Annotated in this window: 23 protein-coding genes; 6 read left to right on the plus strand and 17 right to left on the minus strand. The window is 65.6% G+C overall.

Annotated features, from left to right (window positions below; genetic code table 11):
• Nucleotide 1: 1 nt before the first annotated feature.
• Nucleotides 2-1,273, plus strand: coding sequence for a UDP-N-acetylglucosamine 1-carboxyvinyltransferase (gene murA, locus ACW7G1_RS06040; RefSeq protein ID WP_456978878.1), 1,272 nt, complete (start codon nucleotides 2-4; stop codon nucleotides 1,271-1,273).
• A gap of 12 nt (nucleotides 1,274-1,285) precedes the next feature.
• On the opposite strand, the gene ACW7G1_RS06045 is transcribed toward murA, so the two are convergent.
• From ACW7G1_RS06045 to purM, 4 genes are all read right to left on the minus strand, one after another.
• Nucleotides 1,286-1,969: a DUF3108 domain-containing protein gene (locus ACW7G1_RS06045; protein ID WP_456979850.1), complete on the minus strand. Its 684-nt coding sequence runs from the start codon at nucleotides 1,967-1,969 to the stop codon at nucleotides 1,286-1,288.
• 24 nt (nucleotides 1,970-1,993) lie between these two features.
• A complete protein-coding gene (locus tag ACW7G1_RS06050) occupies nucleotides 1,994-2,785 on the minus strand; it encodes a DUF3108 domain-containing protein (RefSeq protein WP_456978879.1) in 792 nt (263 codons plus the stop codon).
• Between the two features lie 68 nt (nucleotides 2,786-2,853).
• Nucleotides 2,854-3,540 carry a phosphoribosylglycinamide formyltransferase gene (gene purN, locus ACW7G1_RS06055; protein WP_456978880.1) on the minus strand — a complete coding sequence of 229 codons (687 nt, stop codon included), beginning with the start codon at nucleotides 3,538-3,540 and terminating at the stop codon, nucleotides 2,854-2,856.
• Nucleotides 3,541-3,591: 51 nt separating this feature from the next.
• On the minus strand, nucleotides 3,592-4,617 hold the full coding sequence (purM, locus tag ACW7G1_RS06060; RefSeq protein ID WP_456978881.1) for a phosphoribosylformylglycinamidine cyclo-ligase: 1,026 nt from the start codon (nucleotides 4,615-4,617) through the stop codon (nucleotides 3,592-3,594).
• Between the two features lie 177 nt (nucleotides 4,618-4,794).
• Here purM and ACW7G1_RS06065 point away from each other — a divergent pair, with 177 nt between their 5' ends.
• The 3 genes from ACW7G1_RS06065 to hda are packed head-to-tail and all read left to right on the plus strand — an operon-like array spanning nucleotide 4,795 to nucleotide 7,852.
• Nucleotides 4,795-5,994: a DUF2066 domain-containing protein gene (locus ACW7G1_RS06065; RefSeq protein ID WP_456978882.1), complete on the plus strand. Its 1,200-nt coding sequence runs from the start codon at nucleotides 4,795-4,797 to the stop codon at nucleotides 5,992-5,994.
• The gene (locus ACW7G1_RS06070) at nucleotides 5,994-7,151 is read left to right on the plus strand and encodes an AI-2E family transporter (protein ID WP_456978883.1); all 1,158 of its coding nucleotides are present in this window, start codon (nucleotides 5,994-5,996) and stop codon (nucleotides 7,149-7,151) included. Before ACW7G1_RS06065 ends, ACW7G1_RS06070 begins: the two co-directional genes overlap by 1 nt.
• Complete coding sequence (gene hda / locus ACW7G1_RS06075; RefSeq protein WP_456978884.1) at nucleotides 7,148-7,852, plus strand: DnaA regulatory inactivator Hda; 705 nt, start codon at nucleotides 7,148-7,150, stop codon at nucleotides 7,850-7,852. The genes ACW7G1_RS06070 and hda overlap by 4 nt, the downstream gene beginning before the upstream one ends.
• Here hda and murU read toward each other — a convergent pair.
• The 3 genes from murU to ACW7G1_RS06090 are packed head-to-tail and all read right to left on the minus strand — an operon-like array spanning nucleotide 7,815 to nucleotide 11,150.
• The gene (murU, locus tag ACW7G1_RS06080; RefSeq protein WP_456978885.1) at nucleotides 7,815-8,546 is read right to left on the minus strand and encodes an N-acetylmuramate alpha-1-phosphate uridylyltransferase MurU; all 732 of its coding nucleotides are present in this window, start codon (nucleotides 8,544-8,546) and stop codon (nucleotides 7,815-7,817) included. The genes hda and murU overlap by 38 nt on opposite strands.
• Nucleotides 8,543-9,607, minus strand: a complete 1,065-nt coding sequence (locus tag ACW7G1_RS06085; RefSeq protein ID WP_456978886.1) for an aminoglycoside phosphotransferase family protein — start codon at nucleotides 9,605-9,607, stop codon at nucleotides 8,543-8,545. The genes murU and ACW7G1_RS06085 overlap by 4 nt, the downstream gene beginning before the upstream one ends.
• A 37-nt stretch (nucleotides 9,608-9,644) precedes the next feature.
• Nucleotides 9,645-11,150, minus strand: coding sequence for a M20 family metallopeptidase (locus ACW7G1_RS06090; RefSeq protein WP_456978887.1), 1,506 nt, complete (start codon nucleotides 11,148-11,150; stop codon nucleotides 9,645-9,647).
• Nucleotides 11,151-11,357: 207 nt separating this feature from the next.
• On the opposite strand from ACW7G1_RS06090, the gene ACW7G1_RS06095 reads away from it, so the two are divergent.
• Both ACW7G1_RS06095 and ACW7G1_RS06100 read left to right on the plus strand, forming a co-directional pair.
• Complete coding sequence (locus ACW7G1_RS06095) at nucleotides 11,358-11,639, plus strand: ComEA family DNA-binding protein (RefSeq protein ID WP_456960969.1); 282 nt, start codon at nucleotides 11,358-11,360, stop codon at nucleotides 11,637-11,639.
• Between the two features lie 204 nt (nucleotides 11,640-11,843).
• The gene (locus ACW7G1_RS06100; RefSeq protein ID WP_456978888.1) at nucleotides 11,844-12,449 is read left to right on the plus strand and encodes a HutD/Ves family protein; all 606 of its coding nucleotides are present in this window, start codon (nucleotides 11,844-11,846) and stop codon (nucleotides 12,447-12,449) included.
• Nucleotides 12,450-12,457: 8 nt separating this feature from the next.
• On the opposite strand, the gene ACW7G1_RS06105 is transcribed toward ACW7G1_RS06100, so the two are convergent.
• The 10 genes from ACW7G1_RS06105 to ACW7G1_RS06150 all read right to left on the minus strand — a co-directional run bounded on the left by ACW7G1_RS06105 (nucleotide 12,458) and on the right by ACW7G1_RS06150 (nucleotide 23,720).
• Complete coding sequence (locus tag ACW7G1_RS06105) at nucleotides 12,458-14,128, minus strand: sulfite reductase subunit alpha (protein ID WP_456978889.1); 1,671 nt, start codon at nucleotides 14,126-14,128, stop codon at nucleotides 12,458-12,460.
• Nucleotides 14,125-15,129 carry an FAD:protein FMN transferase gene (locus ACW7G1_RS06110; RefSeq protein ID WP_456979851.1) on the minus strand — a complete coding sequence of 335 codons (1,005 nt, stop codon included), beginning with the start codon at nucleotides 15,127-15,129 and terminating at the stop codon, nucleotides 14,125-14,127. The genes ACW7G1_RS06105 and ACW7G1_RS06110 overlap by 4 nt, the downstream gene beginning before the upstream one ends.
• Nucleotides 15,130-15,183: 54 nt before the next feature.
• Nucleotides 15,184-15,984 carry a DUF4198 domain-containing protein gene (locus ACW7G1_RS06115; RefSeq protein WP_456978890.1) on the minus strand — a complete coding sequence of 267 codons (801 nt, stop codon included), beginning with the start codon at nucleotides 15,982-15,984 and terminating at the stop codon, nucleotides 15,184-15,186.
• Nucleotides 15,985-16,069: 85 nt separating this feature from the next.
• Nucleotides 16,070-16,597, minus strand: coding sequence for a DUF2271 domain-containing protein (locus ACW7G1_RS06120; RefSeq protein WP_456978891.1), 528 nt, complete (start codon nucleotides 16,595-16,597; stop codon nucleotides 16,070-16,072).
• A gap of 48 nt (nucleotides 16,598-16,645) precedes the next feature.
• Nucleotides 16,646-17,284, minus strand: a complete 639-nt coding sequence (locus ACW7G1_RS06125) for a PepSY-associated TM helix domain-containing protein (protein ID WP_456978892.1) — start codon at nucleotides 17,282-17,284, stop codon at nucleotides 16,646-16,648.
• Between the two features lie 58 nt (nucleotides 17,285-17,342).
• On the minus strand, nucleotides 17,343-19,514 hold the full coding sequence (locus tag ACW7G1_RS06130; RefSeq protein WP_456979852.1) for a TonB-dependent receptor domain-containing protein: 2,172 nt from the start codon (nucleotides 19,512-19,514) through the stop codon (nucleotides 17,343-17,345).
• Nucleotides 19,515-19,637: 123 nt separating this feature from the next.
• Complete coding sequence (locus ACW7G1_RS06135) at nucleotides 19,638-20,330, minus strand: Fe2+-dependent dioxygenase (RefSeq protein ID WP_456978893.1); 693 nt, start codon at nucleotides 20,328-20,330, stop codon at nucleotides 19,638-19,640.
• A 12-nt stretch (nucleotides 20,331-20,342) separates the two neighbouring features.
• Nucleotides 20,343-22,670, minus strand: a complete 2,328-nt coding sequence (locus tag ACW7G1_RS06140; protein ID WP_456978894.1) for a catecholate siderophore receptor Fiu — start codon at nucleotides 22,668-22,670, stop codon at nucleotides 20,343-20,345.
• 193 nt (nucleotides 22,671-22,863) lie between these two features.
• On the minus strand, nucleotides 22,864-23,184 hold the full coding sequence (locus tag ACW7G1_RS06145; protein WP_456978895.1) for a non-heme iron oxygenase ferredoxin subunit: 321 nt from the start codon (nucleotides 23,182-23,184) through the stop codon (nucleotides 22,864-22,866).
• Complete coding sequence (locus ACW7G1_RS06150; protein WP_456978896.1) at nucleotides 23,181-23,720, minus strand: GNAT family N-acetyltransferase; 540 nt, start codon at nucleotides 23,718-23,720, stop codon at nucleotides 23,181-23,183. The genes ACW7G1_RS06145 and ACW7G1_RS06150 overlap by 4 nt, the downstream gene beginning before the upstream one ends.

Consider the following 23,720-nt stretch of genomic DNA (forward strand, 5'->3'; position numbering starts at 1 on the left):
CATGCAACAGATCGTCGTGGAAGGTGGCAACGTCCTGAACGGCGAGGTGCGGATCTCCGGCGCCAAGAACGCCGTGCTGCCGATCCTGTTTGCGACCCTGCTGGCCGATGCGCCGGTGGCGATCAGCAATGTCCCGCACCTGCACGACGTGGTGACCAGTGCCAAGCTGCTGGCCGAGATCGGTGCGGGCATCAGCATCGACGAGCGCGCGCTCGGTGGAAGCGGGGGCATCACCGTGGATCCGACCACGGTGCACAGTCAGGTGGCGCCCTACGAGCTGGTCCGCACCATGCGCGCCTCAGTGCTGGTGCTGGGCCCGCTGCTGGCCAGGTACGGCCACGCGGAAGTCTCGCTGCCGGGCGGGTGCGCGATCGGCTCGCGTCCGGTCGACTTGCACATCAAGGGTCTGCAGGCACTGGGCGCGCAAATCACGGTGGAAAACGGCTTCATCAACGCGCGCGCTTCACGGCTGAAGGGCGCACGGCACGTGTTCGAGATGATCAGCGTCGGTGCGACCGAGAACGTGATGATGGCGGCGACGCTGGCCGAAGGCACCACGGTGCTGGAGAACGCGGCGATGGAGCCGGAGATCGTCGACCTGGCCGAGTGCCTGCGTGCGATGGGCGCGCGGATCGAGGGCGAGGCAACCGGCCGGATCGTGATCCATGGTGTCGAACGGCTGCACGGCGGCGCGCATTCGGTGGTACCCGACCGGATCGAGACCGGGACGTTCCTGGTGGCCGCGGCGATGACCGGTGGTCGTATTACCGCCCACCATGCGCGGCCGGACACGATGGAGGCCGTGCTCGACAAACTGGTGGAAGCCGGCGCGTTGATCGAATGTGCCGGAGACCGCATCACCCTGGACATGCAGGGCCGCCGGCCGAAGGCGGTTGACTTGACCACCGCGCCGCATCCGGCGTTTCCCACCGACATGCAAGCGCAATTCATGGCAATGAACTGCATCGCCGATGGGGTCGGGGTGGTAACCGAGACGATCTTCGAAAACCGCTTCATGCACGTCAACGAACTGGTGAGGTTGGGCGCGGACATCCGCGTCGACGGGCACATGGCAGTGGTGCGCGGGGTCGAGCAGCTCAGCGGGGCCCCGGTGATGGCCACCGACCTGCGCGCCTCGGCGTCACTGATCCTGGCCGGGCTGGTCGCCAGCGGCGAGACCACCATCAGCCGTATCTACCACCTCGACCGCGGCTACGAGAACATCGAAGAGAAGCTGTCCGGCCTGGGCGCGAAAATTCGCCGCATCGGTTGACGGCCCGGACGTCTACTGCACCGACTTCACCCGCAAGTCGATCGTGTCCTTGCCATCCTTGCGCTGCAGTATCCGGGCCGGGATCGGCATGCCTTCCACCAGCCAGACAACAGTCTGCTTGTCGCCATCGGTATTGACCACCTTGGTTGCCTGGCGCTCCTTTCCGCCAACCGTGATGGTGTCCTTGCCCGTGACCTTGTAGCTGAGTTGCTTGACCCGGCCGTCATCCACCAGCCGGTAGTTCAGCGGCTTGCCTGCCGCCTGGTCGCGCACCAACGCAAGGTTGATCAACAGCGCATCCATGTCGCCGGCCTTCAGCTTGATCGGGCCCGCCCGGTCGGGCTTGACGTCGCCGCTCCAGTTGGCGACACCCTTGCTCCAGTCGTAGGTTGCGCTCTTGTCGGAATTCTTCACCAATACCTTGGATGAATCCTTGCTGCTGATCGGGCGCCAGTGGCCGGCGTGCTCCTCGAACACGGTGACCTGGCTCAGGTTGGCGAGCGCATTGCTGATGTCCAGGCTATAGCGCCAGCGGTTATCGCCAGCCGGTGCCAGGGTCATCTTGCCGTCGGCCTGCATGCCCATGTAACTGGCCTGGTAATTGGCGGTGAACGGCTCGATCGCCATCGCCGGAGCGCTTGCAATCAGCAGCGCAGCGACGGCGAACAGCCCGCGCAGCTTGGCTGAGGTCGAAATCATGGGCAGGTTGGTATACCGCATCTAGTCAACTCCTTGGTATTCGACCAGGCGCAGGTCGTAGGTGTCTTCGCCATTTTCCCGTTGCAGTATCCGGATTGGGGTTGGTACGTTCCGGACCACCCAGATGATGGTCTGGTCGCCGCCATCCTCGAGCCGGCTGACCTTCATCGCCTTGTACGGGAGGTCGCCAACGGTGATGCTTTCGTACTCGTCGGCGACCAGGTAATGATGATCGCGGGTGCGTCCGTCGTCGACGAATCGATACTCCAATTGTTTGCCCGGCGCGGCATCGCGGATTACCGCCAGGTTGATCAACAGGCCGGTCATGTCGCCGGGACGCAGATCTATCGGGCGGCGGCGGGTGTCCTTGACGTCACCTTGCCACCGGGCCGCACCAGAGGCCCAATCGTAGATGCCCACGGTTTGCTTGCGCGTGAACAGGCTCTTGTTGACGGTGGCCTGGCTCAGCGGGCGGTAAGTTTCGCCGGCCAGATCGAACACCGTGCTTTGCTCGGCGTTGATCCCGACGACGCCGAACAGGCCACGGGTGCCCCGCATTACCAGGTCGACCCGCCAGCGCGCGCCTTGCTGTGGCACCAGTTGCATGGTCGCCTCGCCCAGCTGCTTGCCGCCCTTGTAGACCAGATAGCTGGCGACGAACGACTCCAGTACAGGCTCGGCCGCGATCGTGGTTGTGTTCGCTTCGATGGCGGACGGCTCCGCAACAGCTGCCTCGGCCCGCGCATGTGCCGGGACCTGCAATGACAGTGCAGCCAGCAAGGTCAGCAAGGGGATGAGTGGTGGTCGGGACATGGGCTCGCCGTAATGGTTTGACGCAGTGAGTTGATGCGGCGGGTTGACGCGGCGGGTTGACTCGGTGATCAATCGGCGACGTGGTCGGTAATGTGCAATTGGTTACCTGAATCCAGCTGCAGCGGCGCACTTAGCGGCATCCCGTCCAGGCATACCTGGTCGTCGGTCAGTGTGACCCGTGCACTGGCGAGAAGTTTCAGCGTCGCCAGCAGCAACGGGTGCTCACGGGCCAGCACCCGCCGGGTCAGTTGCCCGACATCGTCATCTGGCAAGACGGGCACCCGGGTCTGGGAGATCACCGGGCCACCATCGAGCTGGGCAGAAACGAAGTGCACGCTGGCACCATGTTGATCGGCACCCGCGTCCAGTGCCTGCTGGTGGGTGTGCAAGCCCTTGAAGGCGGGCAACAAGGAGGGGTGGATATTGATGATCCGGCCGGGTCGTGCACGGACCACGGGTGCACTGAGCAGGCGCATGTAACCGGCACACACGACCAGGTCGGCGCCAACCTGGTCGATGCGTTCGAACAATGCCCGGTCATAGCTGGCCCGGTCCGGGAAGTCGCGCGGCCTGAGCGCGACAGTGGGGATGCCGGCCGCTCGCGCACGCTCCAATGCGGGCGCAAGGCGGCGGTCGGAAAACACTCCGACCAGATCTGCGTGAAGGTGCCGCCCGGCGATAGCGTCGATGATCGCCTGCAGGTTGCTGCCGCGCCCGGACACCAGCACGGCGATGCGGAAGGGGCCGGGCGTCACGATGGATGGGACATGCTTGTGGATCACGGGTCTGGGACGTGGATGAGAAAGTCAGCTGATCTGCATGCGTGGGCGGTTGCCGGATTTTACGACCTCGCCGATCCGGTGATGCGCCAGTGACACGCGGTCGAGTTCCGACTCGACGGCGGCAACCGAGCCTTGCGGCACCACCAGCACGAATCCGATGCCGCAGTTGAAGGTCCGCCACATTTCCGCGTCGGCGACGTTGCCTTCGCGTTGCAGCCAGTCGAATACCGGTGGCAGCACGATCGCCGACGCCTCGATCTGGACACCCAGTTCCTCCGGGATCACCCGGATGATGTTCTCCGACAGGCCACCGCCGGTGATGTGTGCCATCGCATGCACGGCATCGCCGTGTTCACCGTGCAGCAGCGCCAATATCGGCTTGACGTACAGCGCGGTCGGCTTCATCAGCGCGTCGACCAGCTTGACCCCGCCGACCTCGACGTCGGCCGGACGGCCGGCACGGTCGAAGATCCGACGGATCAGCGAGTAGCCATTGGAGTGCGGGCCCGACGAGGCAATGCCGATCAACACGTCCCCGGCCTCGACCCGCGCGCCATCACGCAACTGTGACTTCTCGACCGCGCCGACGGTGAAGCCAGCCAGATCGTACTCGCCAGGGGCATACATGTCCGGCATCTCGGCCGTCTCGCCGCCGATCAGTGCGCAGCCGGACAACTCGCAGCCCTTGGCGATGCCGCCGACCACGGCCACGGTGGTCTCGATATCGAGCTTGCCGGTGGCGAAGTAATCCAGGAAGAACAGCGGCTCGGCCCCCTGCACCAACACGTCGTTGACGCACATCCCGACCAGGTCGATGCCGATGGTGTCGTGGCGCCCCAGTTGCTGGGCCAGCTTGAGCTTGGTGCCAACGCCGTCGGTGCCCGAGACCAGCACCGGCTCCCTGTATTTGCCCGACAGGTCGAACAGGGCACCAAACCCACCCAGCCCGCCCATCACCTCGGGCCGGAAGCTGCGTTTGACCAGCGGTTTGATGCGTTCGACCAGCTCATTGCCCGCGTCGATATCGACGCCAGCATCGCGATAGGTCATGGGAGTGTTGGGGGGCGCGGTGGGAACGGTCACGGCAGGCTCGACGGCACGGGAAAGCGGCGATTTTAGCAGCCGCGGCCGCCGGCAACCGGCTTTGATGGACGTGCCGGCCGCCGTGCGGCACCATTTCAGCACGATAACCAGTACACGGGAACGACCATGGCGTGCGTAACGGGTGTGGCAAACGACGGATACGGCCGGATACAGCCTCGCAAACGCGGTCACGCGTCCACCGGCTGGCTGCTGTACTGGGTCTGCACAGCCGCATTGCTGCTGTGCAGTTTTGGCGCGGCTGCGCAGCGCGTTGAGGGCGACCGGGCGGCGGCGCGTGGGGCCTATTCCGCCGAGGTCGAGGTCAACGGTCAAGGTGAGTCCGAGCGCAATATCGGCTTCTCCCGTGGCCTGGCCCAGGTCATGGGGAAACTGTCGGGCGACCGCGACGTCGGCTCCGAGCCCGCCGTCACCCGGGAACTGCGCCAGGCCGGCAAGTATGTGCTGGGCTACGACTACCGACAGGACGAAGGCTTGTCATCCAGCGGTGCGCCCAGTTTCAAGACCACCCTGGTGGTCCGCTTCGACGAGGAGAAAGTCGACGCACTGACCGCCGCACTTGGCTTGCCAGTGTGGCCGCAACCGCGACCCAAGCCGGTGTTATGGCTGGCCATTGACGACGGTAGCGGGCCAAGGCTGGTCGACCTGTCGAGGGCGGATGCGGCGCGCTCGGTGCTCGATCGTGCCCAGCAACGTGGTTATCGTCTCGGCCTGCCCAACGGCAGCGCGGCCGAGCAGGCACTGGTGGGCGCGATCTGGCGCGGCGACAGCGGCGTGGTGGCGCGCGGGTCGGCACGCTACAGCCCGCCGATGCAGCTGATCGGCAAGTTGTACCGCGACGGCGGCGCCTGGAAGGCGGATTGGATCTTCGTCGACAAGGGCAAGGTGTTGTCGAGCTGGTCCGAGTCTGGCGCCAACGCGCGCCAGCTCATGGCCACTGGAGCCGACGGTGCCGCCGATGCACTGATGAAACGGTATGCCAAACGCAGCCAGACCGGCCCTGCCGGAACCTACCAGGTGGCGTTCACCGGCCTGGACAGTGCCGATGACTACCTGCGTCTGGCGGGTTACCTGCAGCAGCTGTCGGTAGTCCGCGCGGTGGTTCCACTACGCGCCAGCGAGCAGCAGGTGGAGTTCAACCTGGAACTGGTGTCGGGCCTGACAGGGTTCGAGCTGATGATCGATGGTGATGGGGTGCTGGCTGGTGTCGACTTGCCAGCGGACCCTTCCATCCCGATTGGCAGTGATATCGACGCCGTCGATGGTGCGCCGATCGAAGGCCCGGTCCAGGCCCCACGCCGCACTGCGGTATACCGGTTGCTGTGATGGACGATACCAACGCGCTGCAAGACATCGCCCGCTTCCTGCGGCGGCTGCAATGGGCGGCGCTGGGCTTGTTCCTGTGCTGGGTGTTGTGGCTGCTGGCACCGGTGCTGACGCCGTTCGTGCTGGGCGCGTTGCTGGGCTGGCTGGGCGATCCGCTGGTCGACCGCCTGGAGCGCGCCGGCAGGTCGCGCAACGTCGCGGTGGTGCTGGTGTTCAGCGCGATGATCCTGCTGGTAGCGCTGGTGCTGCTGTTGCTGGTGCCGATGATCCAGGATCAGATCCGGACGCTGGTGCAGTCGGTCCCGCGCTACCAACACTGGGTTGTCGCCACGGCAATGCCCTGGCTGGAAGCCAGGACCGGGATGGAGCTTACCGGCTGGTTCGACCTCAATCACGTGATCGAACTGATCCGCAGCAACTGGGAAAGTGCCGGCGGCTTTGCCAGCACCGTGCTGGGCTACATGTCGCGCTCCGGATTCGCCCTGATCGGGATGGCGACCAATGTCGTGCTGTTGCCGGTGGTGACGTTCTTTGCACTACGCGACTGGGACCGGCTGGTGGCGCGGGTTGCCGCGCTGATTCCGCGCGACCAGTTGGAGACAGTGAGCAGGTTGGCGATGCAGTCCAGCAACGTGCTGGGGGGGTTCCTGCGTGGCCAATTCCTGGTGATGTTGATCTTGGGCGTGATGTACGCGGTTGGCCTGTGGGGGGTTGGGCTGGACCTGGGCATCCTGATCGGCATCATCGGCGGCATACTCACCTTCGTGCCCTATGTCGGGCCGGCTACCGTGCTGGTGCTGGGCTGTGTCGCGGCGCTCGTCCAGTATGGGGACTGGCAGCATGTCGCCGGGGTATTGGCGGTATTTGGCATCGGCCAGTTGATCGAGAGCTATTGGCTGACACCGAAGTTGGTGGGTGACCGCATCGGACTGCACCCGGTGGTGGTGATATTCGCGGTGCTCGCCGGCGGCCAGCTGTTCGGCTTCCTGGGCATGCTGATTGCATTGCCCTGCGCGGCGGTGGTCAACGTGCTGCTGCGTTATGCCGAGGAGCGCTACACCCATAGCCGGCTGTACGCCGGCGATTCACCGACCATCGTGACCCGCGAGGGCTACCCGCCGGTGCGGCCGTATCCGCTGGAGCCGGAGGACGAGTGAAGCCCGCGCGCACCGTGCCGCAGTTGCCGCTTGCGCTGCGCTATCCGGCTGACCAGCGGCTCGATACCTTTGTCGGCGCTCCGCCCGGTGCACTGGCGCAGTTGCGTGGGCTGGTCGAGGGAAAAACCGGTGATTGGCTGTACCTGGCCGGCCCGACCGGCGTTGGCAAGACCCACCTGTTGTTGGCCAGCTGCGCGGCCACCGAAGCGGCGGGCGGGCGCGCTGCCTATTTGCCGCTGGTCGCCGCCGTTGGGCGATTGGCCGATGCGCTGGACGCACTGGAAGGCAACGATGTGCTGGCACTGGACGGGCTGGAAGCGATCAGTGGCCAGCGCGACGACGAGGTGGCGCTGTTCGATGCCCACAACCGTGCCCGCGCGGCCGGTACCCGGATCATCTACGCCGCGCGCGCCAATCCCGATGCCCTGGGGCTGGTGCTGCCAGACCTGCGCTCACGGCTGTCGCAATGCAGCCGGATCGGGCTGCAACCGTTGAGTGAAGAAGGCCGCCGTGAAGTGCTGCGACAACGCGCACGACGTCGCGGGTGGTTGCTGGAGGACGCCGCGCTGGATTGGTTGCTCAAGCGTGTCGACCGCGACCTGGCCGGACTGGCTGTGTTGCTGGACCGCCTGGACCGGGCGTCGCTGGCCGCTCAGCGGCGTATCACCGTCCCGTTCCTGCGCGAGACGCTGGGGCTCTGAGCTCGGCATCCAGTTCGGCCAATCGTTGCGGAGTCCCGACGTCGGTCCAGCGGCCCCGGTGGTGGACGCCGGTGACCATGCTGCGTGCCATGGCGGCACGCAGCACGGGCGCGAGCTTGAATCGTGGTGGTTGCTCGCGCGCGCCGGGGGCGTCACCGATCACCGCCTGCCAGTCATCAAACAGCGCCGGACGGTAGATGCCGATACCGGAAAAGGTCAACCGGTCCTCGCCGTCGCTGTGTAGCAGGGTCCGCTCATCCAGGGCGAAATCGCCGTCCGGGTTGTGCGCGGGGTTGTCGACCAGCACCAGGTGCGCGTGGCCGGTGGGTTCGCGCGGCAAGTCGGCAAGGTCATGATCGGTCCAGATATCACCGTTGATGGCGATGAAGGGTGCTTCATGACCCAGCAGGTCCAGCGCGTTCCACATGCCGCCGCCGGTTTCCAGCGGCACCGGACCTTCAAAACAGTAATGCAGCCGCAGGTTCCAGCGATCGCCGTTGCCCAATACCTGTGGAAACTGCTCGGCGAGCCAACTGGTGTTGATCACCACCTCGCGCACGCCCGATGCGGCAAGCCTCTCCAGGTGCCAGACGATCAGCGGCTTGCCGCTTGCCGGAAGCAGCGGTTTGGGGGTGTGGGCGGTCAGCGTGCGCATGCGCTCGCCCAGGCCGGCAGCGAGGATGAGCGCTTTCACCCGGCGGGGACCCGGAACGGCCGTGATGCCAGCGCGGGGATCACGTGGCGCTGCAGGATCGCCGCCAACGGCGCAAGCTCGGGGTAGCGCGGCAGTACGATCTCCAGATAGCTCACGAACCGCGGCACGTCAGCGAGGTACTTGGGCTTGCCGTCGCGATGCCACAGCCGGGCGAAGATGCCGATGATTTTCAGGTGCCGCTGCACGCCGATCAGGTCGGCATCGCGGCGGAATCGCTCCAGTGCCGGAACCGGCAGCCCGGCTTGCAGTGCGCGCGCATGGTAGCGGCCGATCCACGCATCCACGTGCGCTTCCGGCCAGCTCAGGAAGGCATCCTTGAACAGGCTGATGACGTCGTAGGCGATCGGGCCGCGCACGGCGTCCTGGAAATCCAGCACTGCCGGTCCCGTGTCCTGCGCCCCGTCGTTGTCGGGCACCGGCATCAGGTTGCGGGGCATGAAGTCGCGATGCACGAACACCTGCGGCTGGGCGAGCGCGGCATCGGTCAGCTGGCGATAGACGTGTTCGAGCGTCGCCAGTTCGCCATCATCCAGGGCGATGCCCAGGTGCTGGCCGAGATACCACTGGTCGAACAGATGCAGTTCGCGGGCCAACATCGATTCGTCATAGGCCGGCAGGTCGGCAGGGCAGGGCAGGGCCTGCAACCGCAATAGCTGTGCGATGGCCGCATCAAACAGTTGGTCCGCGTTGTCGGTTCCGATCACCTGCAGGTAGGTGTTGATGCCCAGATCCTCCAGCATCAGGAAGCCGGCATCGATGTCCTGCGCGAGCACGTGCGGCACCCGCACGCCACCGCGTTCCAGCAGCTCGCGCACGCGCAGCCACGGCCGCACGTCCTCCTTGTCGGGCGGAGAGTCCATCACGATCCAGGTGCCGAAGTCGCCGCTGCCGACCGTGTTGGTCGCACGCCAGTAGCTGCGGAAACCGGCATCCATGGACGCGCGATCCAGCACCAGGCCAGGGTGGCCGCTGGCAGCGCGGGCCCAGGCCAGGCGCACGGCCGCGCGCTCGGGACACTCGGCAACAACCGGCACGGTCATGTGGGCCCTGTCGACCGGCAGTGGGTTGCCGGACGACTCAGCAACAACCGTGCTCACCGCGTTCCAGGGTGGTGGCCGCGGCGGCCACGCCGGTGGTCTCGCCGCGCTCGCCGGCCTGGTGGTGGGCGGCGATCACCTGGGCGACGCTGGCGGTGACGCGTTTGCCCATCGGAATGTGCAGGAACTCGTTGGGGCCGTGGGCGTTGGAATGGGGACCCAGCACGCCGGTGATCATGAACTGGGCGCCGGGGAATTTCTCGCCCAGCATGCCCATGAACGGGATCGAGCCGCCTTCACCCATGTACATCGAGGGCTTGCCGAAAAAGGCCTGGCTGGCATCCTCGATGGCCTGGGTCAGCCACGGTGATTGCGCCGGTGCGTTCCAGCCGGTGGAGGACTTCTCCAGCTCAAGCGAGACCTGCGCGCCGTTGGGCGGGTTGTCCAGCAGCACCTGCTTGAGCAGCTCGCCGGCCTGCTTTCCATCCAGGGTTGGCGGCAGGCGCAACGACAGCTTGACCGCGGTGTGGGGACGCAACACGTTGCCGGCGGAATCCAGTGACGGCATGCCATCGATACCGGTCACCGACAAGGCCGGCCGCCAGGTGCGGTTGAGCACCAGCTCGTCCAGATCGTCACTCATCGGCGTCATCCCGTCGAGCAGCGGAAACTTGTCGTAGACCGCCGACCCCAGCACCTGCGCACACCTGTGGGCCTGCTCCAGACGCTCGGCGGGAACCTCCACGTGCAGCCCCTCGACCACGATCCGGCCGGTGCTCTCGTCCTCGAGTCGCGACAGCAACTGCCGCAGCAACCGGAAGCTCGATGGCACCACGCCCGACGCGTCGCCGGAATGCACGCCCTCGTCAAGCACCTTGACGGTGAAATTGCCGCCCGCCAGCCCGCGCAGCGACGTGGTGCACCACAGCTGATCGTAGTTGCCGCAGCCCGAATCCAGGCAGACCACCAGCGAGGGTTTGCCGATACGCTCGGCGAGGTGGTCGACGTAGGCCGGCAGGTCGTAACTGCCCGATTCCTCGCACGCCTCGATTACGATCACGCAGCGCGCATGCGGCACGCCTTGCTCATGCAGCGCCATCACCGCGGTCAGCGAGCCGTAGATCGCGTACCCATCGTCGGCGCCGCCACGGCCATAGAGCTTGTCGCCCTTGATCACCGGCTTCCAGGGGCCGAGGTCGTCATCCCAGCCGGTCATCTCCGGCTGCTTGTCCAGATGGCCGTACAGCAGGATGCAGTCCTCATCGCTGCCGCCATTGGCCGCCGGGATCTCGATGAAGATCAGTGGCGTGCGACCTTCCAGCCGGACGACCTCCAGTTGCATGCCGGGGATAGCCTGTGCCCTGGCCCACGTTTCCATCAACGCCACCGCCTGGTCCATGTAACCGTGTTCGACCCATTTCTCGTCGAACATCGGTGACTTGTTGGGGATGCGGATGTATTCGATCAGCTGGGGGACGATCTCGTCGTCCCATTTGCCGGCGATGAAACGTTCGGCTACGGCGGTGTCGATCTTGCTGGCGGCCATGGGGGGCACCTGTATTTCCAGTGAGCCGTCATTGTACCGCCGGTGCCACGGATAGGACTTTTCCTACCCGGTGGTGCGGCTTGCACCCTGATTGCGATGGCGGCTTTGGCGATAGCGGTGTTGCTGGACGAGACGGAGACTGTATCCACCGGCAACACAGCTGCCGGCAGGAACGGAAACCCCAATTTTCGCAACAGGAGTCTCGTCATGAAAAGCCTCGCACTCATTGCCAAGTCGTTGGTCCTCTCGCTGCTGTTGGCGGGCACGGCCCTTGCTGCAGAAACCGTCAACGTCAACACCGCCGACGCGGCCACCATTGATCGCGTGCTGCTCAACGTCGGTCCGTCCAAGGCCCAGGCGATCGTCGATTATCGTGAAACCAATGGTGCGTTCCAAAGCGCCGAGCAACTGGCGATGGTCAAGGGCATCGGGCTGAAAACGATCGAGAAGAACCGCGACCGCATCACCGTGGGCAGCTCCAAGAAGTAGGTCGCCCAAGCAGGACGCGTTGGAGTCAACGTGGGCACGGATTGCCCGTGGAGTCAGGGGGAACCCTGGACAGGGATGTACGCCGCCCGCCGCAGAGGGATCTGCGGCGGGCGGCAGCTTTGTCAGCAGCCGCCGTTGGTGTGACGTCGTTGGCGAGGGCTTGGTGCGTGGATAGACTGGATGCCCGTTTCACGAGCTGCAGTCATGGATTCGCGTGCTATTGGGTCAAGTGTTATCCAGGCAAGCCAGTACCGGCGCGAGCGCTGGCGCAACCAGCTCGGCTGGACCCGCGAGATCCTTCGGCACGGGCCGGCAGATGACTGGGACTGGCGGCTGTCGATTGCCGAGATCGAACGTGATGCCGCCTTCTCGCCGTTTCCCGGCGTTGATCGTGAGCTGGTGCTGCTGTCCGGCAATGGCGTGCGGCTGCGCTTCGACGATGGCGAGGCAGTGACCCTGCAGCGCCCGTACGAGCGCCATCGCTTCTCCGGCGAATGTGGCGTCACCGGAGAGCTGCTGGATGGGCCCACCCAGGACTTCAACCTGATGTGGCGCCGCGACCGTGTCGAAACCGAGTCGTGGCACCGGCCGCTGGTGGGTCCGATGGTGATCTTCGGCGAGCCGGGCACGACCTGGATTGTCCATGTACTCGCGGGCGACGCGCGCTTCGCGGCCGATTCGGGGCTGGCGCCGATGCAGACCGCCGATACCGCCATCCTTGCCGCCTCCGAGGCGCGCGTGCGCTACGTTCTTGAGGGTGCCGGCGAGATTCTGGTGATGCGGATCAGCCCGCGCTCGCCCCCTCAATAGTCGTCCCCTCAATAAACGTCGCGGCGGTAGCGTCCATCGGCTGTCATCGCTTCCAGCGCAGGGCGGCCGACGATCTGGGCAAGTGCCTCATCCACGGCCGGTGCCATGCCCTGGAGGCTGCCACAAACGTAGATTGCTGCGCCCTGTTCACACCACGAGCGCAGTTCCTCGGCCCGGGCCTGCACCAGGTGTTGCACGTAATGGCGCTGCTCCTGGTCGCGCGAGAACGCCAGGTCGAGGCGCTCGATCCGGCCTTCGCGATGCCAGTGCTCGAACTCGTCGCGGTAATGGAAATCGTGCTGGTGCGTGCGTTCGCCAAACAGGACCCAGTTGCGATGGTGGCCTGTCTGGACGCGCTCGCACAGCAACGCCCGCAACCCGGCCAGGCCGGTGCCGTTGCCGATCAGCACCAACGGCCGATCGTCGGCGGGGCGATGGAACGACTCGTTGCGGCGGATCCGCAGGTCGATCCGCGTGCCCGGGTCGGCGTGCGCGGTCAGCCAACCGCTGCCAATGCCGGGCGTGTTGTCCGGGTGCCAGACCTGTCGTATCAGCAACCGCAACTTGCCTTCGGCGGGGATGGAGGCAATCGAGTAGGCACGGTGGGGCAGTGGCTGCAACTGGTCCGCAATCGCCTGGGCCGCGTCGCCATTGATCGACTCGGGTGCCAACAGCCGGCTGCGAGCCACCAGTTCGGCCAGCGCGACCGGGCCGGCGGCGTCTTTCACCATGGTGTCGCCGGCGAGGGCGACGCGGTCGAGCCAGGCCTGGACCGTGGCGGCGCCGTGGCGTGGACCGACTTCGGCGATGTCGCCGGCTTGCCAGGTCAGCTCGTCAGCCTCGTGCGGCAGCAATGCCACGTCGAACACGGGACCGCCCGGACTGCCGGGGTTGAGCAGATGACGCTCCTGCAGTGACCACGCGCGGTAGCGGGGACGGCTCCAGTCGGGTTGGTCGCTGTCACCCCCCAACTGGCCCAGGTGGTACTGCCAATGACGAAGCGCGCCGGGATCGCAGTCATCGACCTCGATCAGGTCGAACAGCGGCTGCGCGCCGGCATCCCGCAACCAGGCGTCCAGCCGGTGGCCGAAAGCACAGAACTCACCGTAGTCGCTGTCACCCAGCGCAAGCACGCCGTAGCTGAGATGCTCCAGGCGAAGATCGGTCCGGCCCATGGTCCGCTCCACGAAAGCGGACGCGGGATCGGGGGCATCGCCTTCGCCGGTGGTGCTGGCGACAAACAGGGCGCGTCGGGCGTTCTGCAACTGGCGGTCGTCCAGTGTTTCCAGCGCGACGACCGCCGCCTGTTGGCCAGCCTGCTGCAATGACTCCGCGGTCCGTCGCGCCAGATCTTCGGCTTGGCCGAACTGGCTGGCGTAGGCCACCAGCCAACCTTGGCTGGCGCTGTCGGGGTCGAGCATTGGCTGGGTGTCGATATCCGTCGCCGTCGCACGCCGACGCGTCTCGCCCAGCAATGCGATGAATCCCAGATAGGCCAGCACCACCGCAGCTGCCATCAACAGCCTTGGCCGGCCCGGGTCGACCCATTGCCATGGCTCGACCTGCCAACCCGCCAGCGCGATGGCCAGCACGACCAGCATCAGCGCCAATAGCAGGTTGCCGCGTCGACCCGGGACGGCAGCCGCATTGGTCGGGTGCATGGTGACGATCGTGCTCATTGCGATTGCACGTGGCTCGCGAAGGCAGGCGTCATCCGGCTGGCGAATCCGTTGCCTTCATGCCACGTCAGCAGTACCGCCAACCCGTGGCGTTGGGCGTAGTCCCAGCCCTGCTCCGGACCCAGCACGGTCAACGCGGTGGCCAACGCATCGGCCTGCATGCAGTTCTCGTGCAGCACAGTGACCGACGCCAGGCCGTGTGTCACCGGGAACCCGGTGCGAGGGTCGATGGTGTGCGAGTAGCGTCGACCAGCGTCGTCGAAGTAACGGCGGTAGTCGCCCGATGTCGCCATCGCAAGCCCGTCCAGCGCAACCACCTGCTGGATGTCGTTATCGACGGTATCGTCGGGGGCCGGGCGTTCCACCGCGATCCGCCAGTCGCTGCCGTCGGCCTTGCGTCCATGGCCACGGAGCTCACCGCCGACCTCGACCAGGAACGCCTCCACTTTTTGCCCGAGCAGGAACCGTGCGACCTGGTCGACGCCATAGCCTTTGGCAATGCCGGACAGGTCGACATAGACACCGCCGGGCTGGGTGGCGGTGCCATCGGCGTTGACCGATAGCTGTCTCCATCCGACCCGCTTGCGCGCCGCGGCCAGTGCCTTCGGCGCGGGCGGGTGCTGGCGATCATTCCCGGGCCTGCTGTTGCCTGGCCCAAAACCCCACAGGTTGACCAGCGGTCCGACCGTCGGATCGAACGCGCCCTGGGTTTCCGCGGCCAGCTCCAGCGCCGCGTCGACCACTTCGTGCAGTTGCGGCGGCAACACGACGCTGGCGCCAGCGACCGCGTTGTTGAAACGACTGAGCTCGGAGTCGGCTTCCCAGGTGCTCATCTGCGCGACCACCCGATCCAGCTCGGCCTGGATACCGCGCCGAAGTGCCGGCAGCCCGCCAGGCTCGGCCTGCAGCGTCACCGCCCAGGTCGTGCCCATCGTCTGCCCGGCGAGTGTCTGCAGTGGCATGGCGATCGCCGCCAGCGGCCACAGCAGCCACCCCAGCATCAGGCTGACTGCCAGGGCACCGATGCGCATGGGTCCGAGTCCGACGTGCATCGGTTACAGCGGCAACACTTCGAGGGTCGCCACGTAGCTGAGGCGGCGTTCGCTGGCTTCCGGTACGGAGGTGTGCTGGTCGGTGCTGGTGGTCTCCAGCCAGTACATGCCGGCTTCCGGCCAGGTCACCTCGAACTTGCCGTCCGCGTCGCTGACCAGGTTGATCTGGTTCTGCTGGTCGCGATAGCGGGTGCCGCCGGGGACGACCTCGATCTCCAGCCCCGACGCCGGCTTGCCATCGATCAGCAGCTGGAAGGTCGCGGTTTCACCGGCGTAGAGATCGTTGGGATGGGTGATCGGTACCAGTTCCAGTCCATTGCCGGTGGGCTGGAGCACGGTGGTGGTCGGTGAGCCGACCGTGGCGAAGGTCTCCACGCGTCCTAGTCGCTGGGACACCTGCACGCCAGTGGCACCTGCCGGTATTGCCTCCGGACCGCCGCGCCAGCGCTTGGCCTCGCCATCGAGCTGGTAGCGCCCCATCAGGCCGTCGTTGACCACGGCCAGCTTGTAGGTGCCGGGCTGGGTGAGTTCCAGGTCGAAAACACTGCGGTACTTGCCGGTCGCCGGGTTCGCCGGCTGCAGCTGGCTGCCATCGGGCGCGGTGATCTGCAGCCCGTCCAGGCGCAGCGGCACGTGGTTGAAATAGAACAGGTCGTTGGAGACCGCCGCGTCCACGGTCACCCAGCTGCCCACGTCCGAGAACACGGTGGCGGAGGGGCGCAACCAGGCCTTGTGGGCGAATGCGCTGGGAGCGAAGCAAAGGCTTAGCGAGACGGCGATGGCGATAGTGCGCAGGTTCATCATGGGAGTCCTTGTTGATTGAGATTGAGGTGGTTTGATCGTTGTGCAGTCGGTGACTGTCCCGGCCCGGCTCGGAGTGGAGCGGGGCTCAGGGCTCCAGCGACAGCCGGACCTGGCCCAGCTCGCTGTCGCCTTCGGCCTGCATCTGCTGCGGCGCCTGCGCCGGCCACTGGAAAGGAATGCTGACAACCTCGCGCCCGCCGACCTCGCGCGCGGCCTCGACGATCAGCTCGTACTTCCCCGGTGCAAGGCCCTTCAGGGGCGCCCGGGAGTCGTCGAAGCGAAGTTGCTGTTGGCCCGCCGGACGGGTGGCACCGCTGACGCCATCGACCGGCATCGACAGCGAGCGGCCGCTGCGGCGCCACCACTGGCGCATGTCCTTGAGCCATTTGCTGCCTTCGTCGCCCTTCATGTCATGGTCGTACCAGACGGCAAGATTGGCGGCCACGGTATGGTCCGGTCGCTCGATCCACACCGCGAGGTAGGGCCGGTGGTACTCGGCCACGTTCATCCGTGGAATCTCCACGGTCAGGTTGAGCTCGGCGGCGGGCAGTGCGGCCGGAAGCACCAGCAAGGTGGCCAGTACCAGCGGCCGGAAGCGTCTGGACGCAAACAATCGGGGCACGGAAGGTGAGGGCGAGCGCATTGGGAAATACCTGTCTTGTCAGTGCATGAATAGGAGAATCAACAGCGCCGGCACGGCCACGCCCAGACCGACCATGGGCCAGGTCTTGCCGCGTTGGCGCGAGTGCATTTGCAACAGCCATAAACCGGTCAGTGCGAACAGCAGGCAGGCAACGGCGAAGAGGTCGATGAACCAGCGCCAAGCCGTACCGGTGTTACGGCCCTTGTGAAGGTCGTTGAGCCAGGCGATCACCCCGCGGTCGGTGCGTTCGTATTCCAACTCCCCACTGGCGCGGTCAATCGCCAGCCAGGCATCGCCGCCGGGGCGCGGCAGCGAGATGTAGACCTCACTGTCGGACCACTCGACCGGCCGGCCAGCAACGCGCACGTCCATCTCGCCCGCCAACCACTGACCCACGCTGGGTGGCAGTGGAGCGGCATCATCGAAATCGCCCGCCAGACTTCCCAGGACGCTCGGCGGCAGGGTGTCGACAAGATTGGTGACCGTCGGCGTGGATTCGATCTGGGCGGCGTGGTTGAGGGTGAACCCGGTGACGGAAAATGCCAGCAACGCAAACAAACTGAATGCGGCACTCATCCAGTGCCAACGATGCAGTGTCTTCAGCCACCACCCACGGGTGGCGGTGTTTCCAGGAGTTTTTGGGGAGGCAGCAGACATTCAGACCAGCTTACTATCAATGAGAATCACTCGCAATTGGGATATCCGTGCCGATTGCTCAGAAGTCCACGTTGAGCGACAACCACAGGCGACGTCCGGCTTCGCTGGTGCTGCGGCTGTTGGCATAGGCGACGCTGCCGTTGTCGTCATACGGCAGGTAATCAACGAAATCCTTGTCGAACAGGTTGTAGACAGCGGCATTGAGGCTGACGGCGTCGGTGAGCTGGTAGCGCCCGCCGAGGTGGAATTGCGAGTACGGCTTGTAATCGCCAAGTTGTTCCTGAACCGCGCTGTCGGCGCTGCGATAGCGCGAGCTGCGGTACTCGGCGCGCAGGTACATATCCAATGCATCGCCCGCCTGCCAGTTGAGGCTGGCGTTGAGCAGGTGCCTGGGTGTATCGGTCAGCGGCTCGCCCTTGGCTGCCCCGGTCTTCTGCTCGCTGTCGATATGGGTGTAATTGAGCAGCAGCTTCAAGCGATCGGCCAGGGGCAGTTGCATGGCGAACTCGGCGCCACGGGTTACCGCACTGTCGATGTTGACCGTTTGGCCGAGCGTCGCCGAGCGCGGGAAATAGCCCACGTCGACGCAGCTTGCGCCATCGAAATAGGCGCTGTCGTACTCGGCCTGGCTCAATCCATAGGCGCAGTTGGTGACCGGCGTTCCGCGCGCGATCTTGTCGTCGAAGTCGTTGTTGAACATGGTCAAGCTGGCGCTGAAGCCGTTGGCGGTGGCGTAGTACGCGCCCAGTTCGGTGGTCGCGCTGGTTTCCGGCTGCAGGCTCGGCGTACCGATCAGTGGAATCGTGCCCTGGCCGCCAAAACCCTTGATGCCAGCGGTGAGATCCTCGACGTTCGGCGAGCGGAATCCTTCGCTGTAGCCGCCCTTGATTACCCAGTTGGAACTCGCGTTCCAGACCAGGTAGGCACGTGGACTGAGATGGCTGCCGAAGGTGCTGTGGTCATCGCGGCGTGCGCCGAGGGTCAGGTTGAGCGTGTCGTTGATCCGCCACTCGTTTTCGGCGAACAAAGCCCATTGATGGAACCCGAACGGCGCCGAGGCGATGCCATCGACCAGCTCGGCATCCAGGTACTGACCGCCGATGATGAGTTTGTTCGGGCCGATGTCGGTGATCAGCTTCGTGTCGAAGACGCGGTTGGTGTTTTCCAGTTTGCGCGGACCGTCTGCATCAGCGGTGCCAGCAGGAAGCAGCCGCCCGATGGTCTCGGTCTTGCTTTGCTGGAGGCTGGTTTCCAGCGTGCCAAAGGCGAGCCGCGCATCCCACGCCAGCGTCGCCTGGTCGCGGTTGAAGCGCAGGGCCTCCGCATAGCCACGACCGCCGAGTGTGCCCATCTGGCCTTCGCTGTTGTCGTACTTCTGGCGGTTGCCGGACAGCTCCAGCCACAGGTCATGGTTGTCGGATGGTGTCAGCATCAGGCGCGCGCCGACATTGTGGTTGTCGTAGCTGACCGGGTTGGCTCCCATCCACGGTTCGATCTGGTTGCCATTGACATCGCGGTAGGTGGTTCGGGCCTGGTCGCGCTTGAAGTACCCGCCCTGCAATGACAGGCCCAGCAGGTCGTCTGCCAGCGGGCCATCGAGATAGAAGTTGGTGCCATGCGAGTCGCCGAACTGCGCGTGCTCCTGCCGGGTGGTCTGTACCCCCACCGAGCCGGCCCACTGGGTGCCGACCTTGCGGGTGATGATGTTGACCACGCCGCCCATCGCGTCGGAGCCGTACAGGGTCGACATCGGCCCACGAATGATCTCGATGCGCTCGATCGCCGACATCGGCGGTATGAAGTTGTTGGCCGTGTTACCGAAATTGTTCGGGCCGACGTTGCCGGAGGTGTTCTGGCGGCGGCCGTTGATCAGCACCAGGGTGTACTCGGCAGGCATGCCCCGCATGCTGATCTGCGGAGCGCCGGTCTTGTCCACGCCCACGCCGACATCCACGCCTTCCACGTGGACCAACGCATCGGCCAGGCTGTGGATGGGCCTTTGTTCCAGGTCCTCGTGGGTGATTACGGTGATGCTGGCGGGAGCCTCGCGCACCATCTGCTCAAACCCCGAGGCAGTGACTACCACCGCATCCAGGTCGGTCGCGCCGGCGGCGGCACTGGCACCTTCGGCCAATGCGGGCTGGGTCAGGGCAGCCAGCAGTGCGACGGCAAGGGTCGCCCGACGCAGGGTGCGGGAATGGGTTGGGGTCACAAGGGTCACAAGGGTCATAAGGGTCACGGGAGTCATTGAAAAGCACGGGCTGCCGGTCGGGCAGGCGCGCAAAGGTCAGCAGACGGGAGCCTGCTGGCAACGGTGGATGGGGTTTGGCGCGGCGCTATGCGGTGGTGTGGCTCAGGTCTCCGCCCAGCGGCGCAGCAGGTTGTGATAGACGCCGGTCAACTGCAGCAGTGCATCGGGGTCGGCGCCGGAGCGGGTCAGGGCCTGGATGGACGTGTCCAGATCGAACAGCAGCCGGCGCTGGCCATCGTCGCGGATCAGGCTTTGGGCCCAGAAAAACGCCGCCAGGCGCGCGCCGCGGGTCACCGGCTGCACTTTGTGCAGGCTGCTGGATGGATAGATGATCAAGTCGCCGGCCGGCAGTTTGACCTCGTGCTCGCCATACGTGTCGTGGATCACCAACTCGCCGCCTTCGTACTCGTCGGGCTCGCACAGGAACAGCGAACACGACACGTCGGTGCGCAGGGTGGCGGCGAGCTGTCCTGGCGGCGCGGCAGGGGTCATCACCGCGCCGTCGACGTGGAACCCGTATTGACCACCACCTTCGTAACGATTGAAGCGCGGCGGCAGGGTGCGCAGTGGCAGCACGGCGGCGAAGTACTGCGGACTGGCCGCCAGCGCCGCCGAGACCACCTGTCCCAGTTGCTGGCGCAGCGGCGACGCATCGGGGAGTTGGAGATTGCGCTTTACCTGCGCGCCTTGCGGACCGACGGTTTCCTTGCCGTCGGTCCACTGCGCGCCATCGAGTGCCTGGCGGAACCGGGTAAGCTGGTCGCGATCAAGGATTCCCGGGACGTGCAACAACATGGCGTGGCTCGCTCAGAAGTGGAAGTTGGCGGTCAACATGACCGAGCGCGGCATCCCGGGCGTGTAGCGGTAGCCGCTCTTGTTGATGGCCGCCACGTAGTTCTCGTCCAGCAGGTTGTAGAGGTTCAACCGCAGATCCAGATGCTCGCTGACCGCGTAGCTGGCGACCGCGTCGACCACCCAGTAGTCCTCGGTATAGGCGGGCGTGCCGACGGCGCCATCGTTGCCGCGCTTGAGCTCGCCGGAGTAGCGCACGCCGCCGCCGATGGTCAGGCCGACAGGCAACTGGTAGGTCGACCAGGCAGTGAACGCGCGCTTGGGCGTGTAGGCCAGGTCCTGAGATCCGTCCGTCGATACGGTCGGGCCTTCCAGCACCTCGGCATCCATGGTGGTAAAGCCGGTTGAGACCGACCAGGCGTTGCTGATCTTGCCAACCGCGCTCAGCTCCAGTCCACGCACGCGCTTGCGGCCGCTCTGGTAGTACTGCTGGTCGACCGGGTCGCGCACAACTTCGTTGCTGATGCGGGTGTCGTACAACGCGGCCGTCAACAACAGTCGCTTGTCGAGCAGGTTCCACTTGGTGCCGATTTCGGCGGTCTTTGCTTTCTGCGGGTCCAGGGCCGGGTTGTTGGCGCTGCTGGCCGATGAGCTCAATTCCAGGTTGCCGCCGCCCGGCGGTTGCTGGGCGATGGCGTAGTTGGCATAGACGCTGGCATGGGACGCCGGCTTGTACAACGCGCCCACCTTCCAGTTGACCAGGGTGTCGGAGACCTCGGCATCCACGCCGGGCGCGATCGATCCGTCGGCAAGGGCCCCGCAGTCCGGACCGCGGCGCCCGCCGCACGGGACCAGGCTGCTGAAGGCCGTCTTGTAGTGATCCAGACGGACCCCGCCGTTGAGCTCGAACTGCGGGTTGAAGGTGATGGTGTCGAACGCATACAGCGCGACGGTGTCGGTCTGGCCATCGCCGCGAGCGCCGTTGTGCTCCCACGCCAGTCCGCTGACGTCCGGATTGGGGGCATAGATATTGGCGGCTGGCCATGCGGTGCCGGCAAGCTCGTCGACGCCGCGGGTGGCCAGGTTCTCGCGGGTCAGTTCCAGACCGGTGTTGAGGTCGTGCTGCACGCTGCCGGAGGTGAAGCGCGTGGCCAGGCTGGTCTGGTTGGTGATGATCCGGCTGCTCTGGTCCTTGAAGGTCGGCAGTGAGCGGGCGATGGTCCAACTGCCCGCGTCGGTGATATCCGGAGTGACCAGGTTGGCGGTCGAGCCCATGAAAGCGGTCAGCATGTAGTCCTGCCGGGTCCGTCCCCACCGTGTGGTGTTGGTCAGCCGGGTGTCATCGGACAGGTCGTGCACGACCCGCAAGGTGGCCATGTCGGCGGTGACATCGTCATAGTCCGACAAGGTGCCGTAGAAATTGCGCGGATCCACCGGCGGTGCGGCCGCCAGTTCCGGACGGGTGGGGTCCGGTGAGCTGTAGCCGGGCAGGCCAATGGTCGGCACGCCGCCGTCGGGCAGGTTGTTCTGTTGTACATGGAGCAGATTCAGGTACACCCGGGTCGCCGAATGCAGCCCGAAGGCCAGCGACGGCGCGATCGCCCAACGCTTGTTCTCGATGGTATCGCGGCCGGGGACGCCGCTGTCCTGCGCCATGACGTTGAGGCGGAACGCATTGGCCGCGCCGAAGGTCTGGTTCCAGTCCGCGGTGACCCGCTTCTGGTCGGCGCTGCCGTAGGACGCGGTCACTGATGACTTGTTGCGTCCGAACGGTTGCTTGGTCACCAGGTTGATGGCGCCGGTGGGGGCGGTGCGGCCGTTGTCGGTGCCCGCCGGGCCCTTGGCGACCTCGATCTGCTCGATGTTGAACACGTCGCGGGAGATCGACCCAAGGTCGCGCACGCCGTCGACGAAAATGCTGCCGGAGGTATCAAACCCGCGCAGGTAGATCGCGTCGCCGGTGGTGGTATTGCCGTTCTCGCCAGCGTAGAACGTGCCGACGCCGGGGCTGTTGCGCAAGGCCTCGGTCAGCGTCGTCGCGCCCTGCTCGTTGAACAGGTCCTTGCCGATGATGTTGATGGTCTGGGTGGTGTCGACCAGCGGCTGGCTGAACTTTGGCGACGACAGCTTGCCCGATGAGTAGACCTTGCCGCGTTTGCCACGGACGTTGATCTCGTCCAGTTCGGTGGTCTGGAGTACGTCGGCGGCGGGGCCGCCAAGGTTCTGTGCCGATGCGGCCATCGGTGCTGCCAGCGCCAGGCCGGTGATGAGTGAGACTGCGGTCAGCGATTGCGAGGATGCCGCGAACCGGGACGAATGCTTGCGGCTTTTGATGTGGCTCATTTCCATGCCTTGTATAGGGTCGCGTTGCGCTCGGAGGGCGGCGCATGACTACGCAAGTCAATGACGGTTTCGAGGGGCGTCATTTAAACGCAATTGAGAACTATTCGCAATAGATAATTGGAAAATGACGCCCGTGAGGCCGCCTGCGAGCAGGCCCCTGACACCGGTTCGGGGGTGGCGTCGCCGCCGTTGTTCAGCGGTCGTCGCGGGTCCAGACGACGCCGTCGTCGGCCTTGACCGGGAAATTCACCACCGGCTCGTAGGCGGGCGGACACAATGCGCGGCCGTCGCGGACATCGAACTTGGCGCCGTGCAGGACGCATTCCACGGTCGCCTCCTTGCCGTCGAAGCGGCCGGCGGACAGTTCGAAGTCTTCATGCGAGCAGCGGTCCTCGAAGGCGTAGTAGGTGCCATCGAAATTGACCACCATGATCGGCGTGTCGCCATCCCAGGCGACCGTGGATTCGCCTGGTAACAGCTCGGCGGTGGTACAGACGCGGGTCCAGCCGGTCATGGCGTCGTCCCGCGGAGGGGTTTTTCCAACACCTCGAACCGCAAGTCATCCCGCCGCGGGATGCCGAAGCGCTCGTCGCCGTACGGAAACGGTTTGAATAACCCGGTGCGGCGATACCCGCGTCGTTCATAGAACGCGATCAACTCCGCACGCACGTCGATCACGGTCATCCGCATCACCGGCAGTTGCCAGTCATCGCGCACCACGCGCTCGGCCTCATCCATGACCCGCTTGCCGATGCCGCCGCCCTGCAGGCTCGGCTTGACCGCGAACATGCCGAAGTAGCCAGCACCGGTGTCTTCGCAGACGTGAGCGCAGGAAAGCAATTCGCCGCCACGCTCGAGCAGCAGGATCCGGCTGCGATCGCGCTCGATATCGCCACCCAGCACCTGTGCATCGATCCGGTTGCCGTCGAGCACGTCGGCCTCGGTGGTCCAGCCCTGGCGGCTGCTGTCACCACGGTAGGCGGCCGTGACGAAGGCGACCAACGAGTCGATGTCAGCAGCGATGGCGTTGCGGAAGGTGGCTTCGGGCAT

Source organism: Lysobacter sp. A378, from assembly GCF_054052125.1.

Coding starts and splice junctions, on each gene's coding strand:
- murA (WP_456978878.1), top strand. CDS start 2: ATGCAACAGATCGTCGTGGAAGGTGGCAACGTCCTGAACGGCGAGGTG.
- ACW7G1_RS06050 (WP_456978879.1), bottom strand. CDS start 2,785: ATGTCCCGACCACCACTCATCCCCTTGCTGACCTTGCTGGCTGCACTG.
- purM (WP_456978881.1), bottom strand. CDS start 4,617: ATGACCTATCGCGATGCTGGCGTCGATATCGACGCGGGCAATGAGCTG.
- ACW7G1_RS06070 (WP_456978883.1), top strand. CDS start 5,994: ATGGACGATACCAACGCGCTGCAAGACATCGCCCGCTTCCTGCGGCGG.
- ACW7G1_RS06085 (WP_456978886.1), bottom strand. CDS start 9,607: ATGACCGTGCCGGTTGTTGCCGAGTGTCCCGAGCGCGCGGCCGTGCGC.
- ACW7G1_RS06090 (WP_456978887.1), bottom strand. CDS start 11,150: ATGGCCGCCAGCAAGATCGACACCGCCGTAGCCGAACGTTTCATCGCC.
- ACW7G1_RS06095 (WP_456960969.1), top strand. CDS start 11,358: ATGAAAAGCCTCGCACTCATTGCCAAGTCGTTGGTCCTCTCGCTGCTG.
- ACW7G1_RS06100 (WP_456978888.1), top strand. CDS start 11,844: ATGGATTCGCGTGCTATTGGGTCAAGTGTTATCCAGGCAAGCCAGTAC.
- ACW7G1_RS06105 (WP_456978889.1), bottom strand. CDS start 14,128: ATGAGCACGATCGTCACCATGCACCCGACCAATGCGGCTGCCGTCCCG.
- ACW7G1_RS06110 (WP_456979851.1), bottom strand. CDS start 15,129: ATGCTGGGGTGGCTGCTGTGGCCGCTGGCGGCGATCGCCATGCCACTG.
- ACW7G1_RS06115 (WP_456978890.1), bottom strand. CDS start 15,984: ATGATGAACCTGCGCACTATCGCCATCGCCGTCTCGCTAAGCCTTTGC.
- ACW7G1_RS06125 (WP_456978892.1), bottom strand. CDS start 17,284: ATGTCTGCTGCCTCCCCAAAAACTCCTGGAAACACCGCCACCCGTGGG.
- ACW7G1_RS06130 (WP_456979852.1), bottom strand. CDS start 19,514: ATGACCCTTGTGACCCTTGTGACCCCAACCCATTCCCGCACCCTGCGT.
- ACW7G1_RS06135 (WP_456978893.1), bottom strand. CDS start 20,330: ATGTTGTTGCACGTCCCGGGAATCCTTGATCGCGACCAGCTTACCCGG.
- ACW7G1_RS06140 (WP_456978894.1), bottom strand. CDS start 22,670: ATGAGCCACATCAAAAGCCGCAAGCATTCGTCCCGGTTCGCGGCATCC.
- ACW7G1_RS06145 (WP_456978895.1), bottom strand. CDS start 23,184: ATGACCGGCTGGACCCGCGTCTGTACCACCGCCGAGCTGTTACCAGGC.
- ACW7G1_RS06150 (WP_456978896.1), bottom strand. CDS start 23,720: ATGCCCGAAGCCACCTTCCGCAACGCCATCGCTGCTGACATCGACTCG.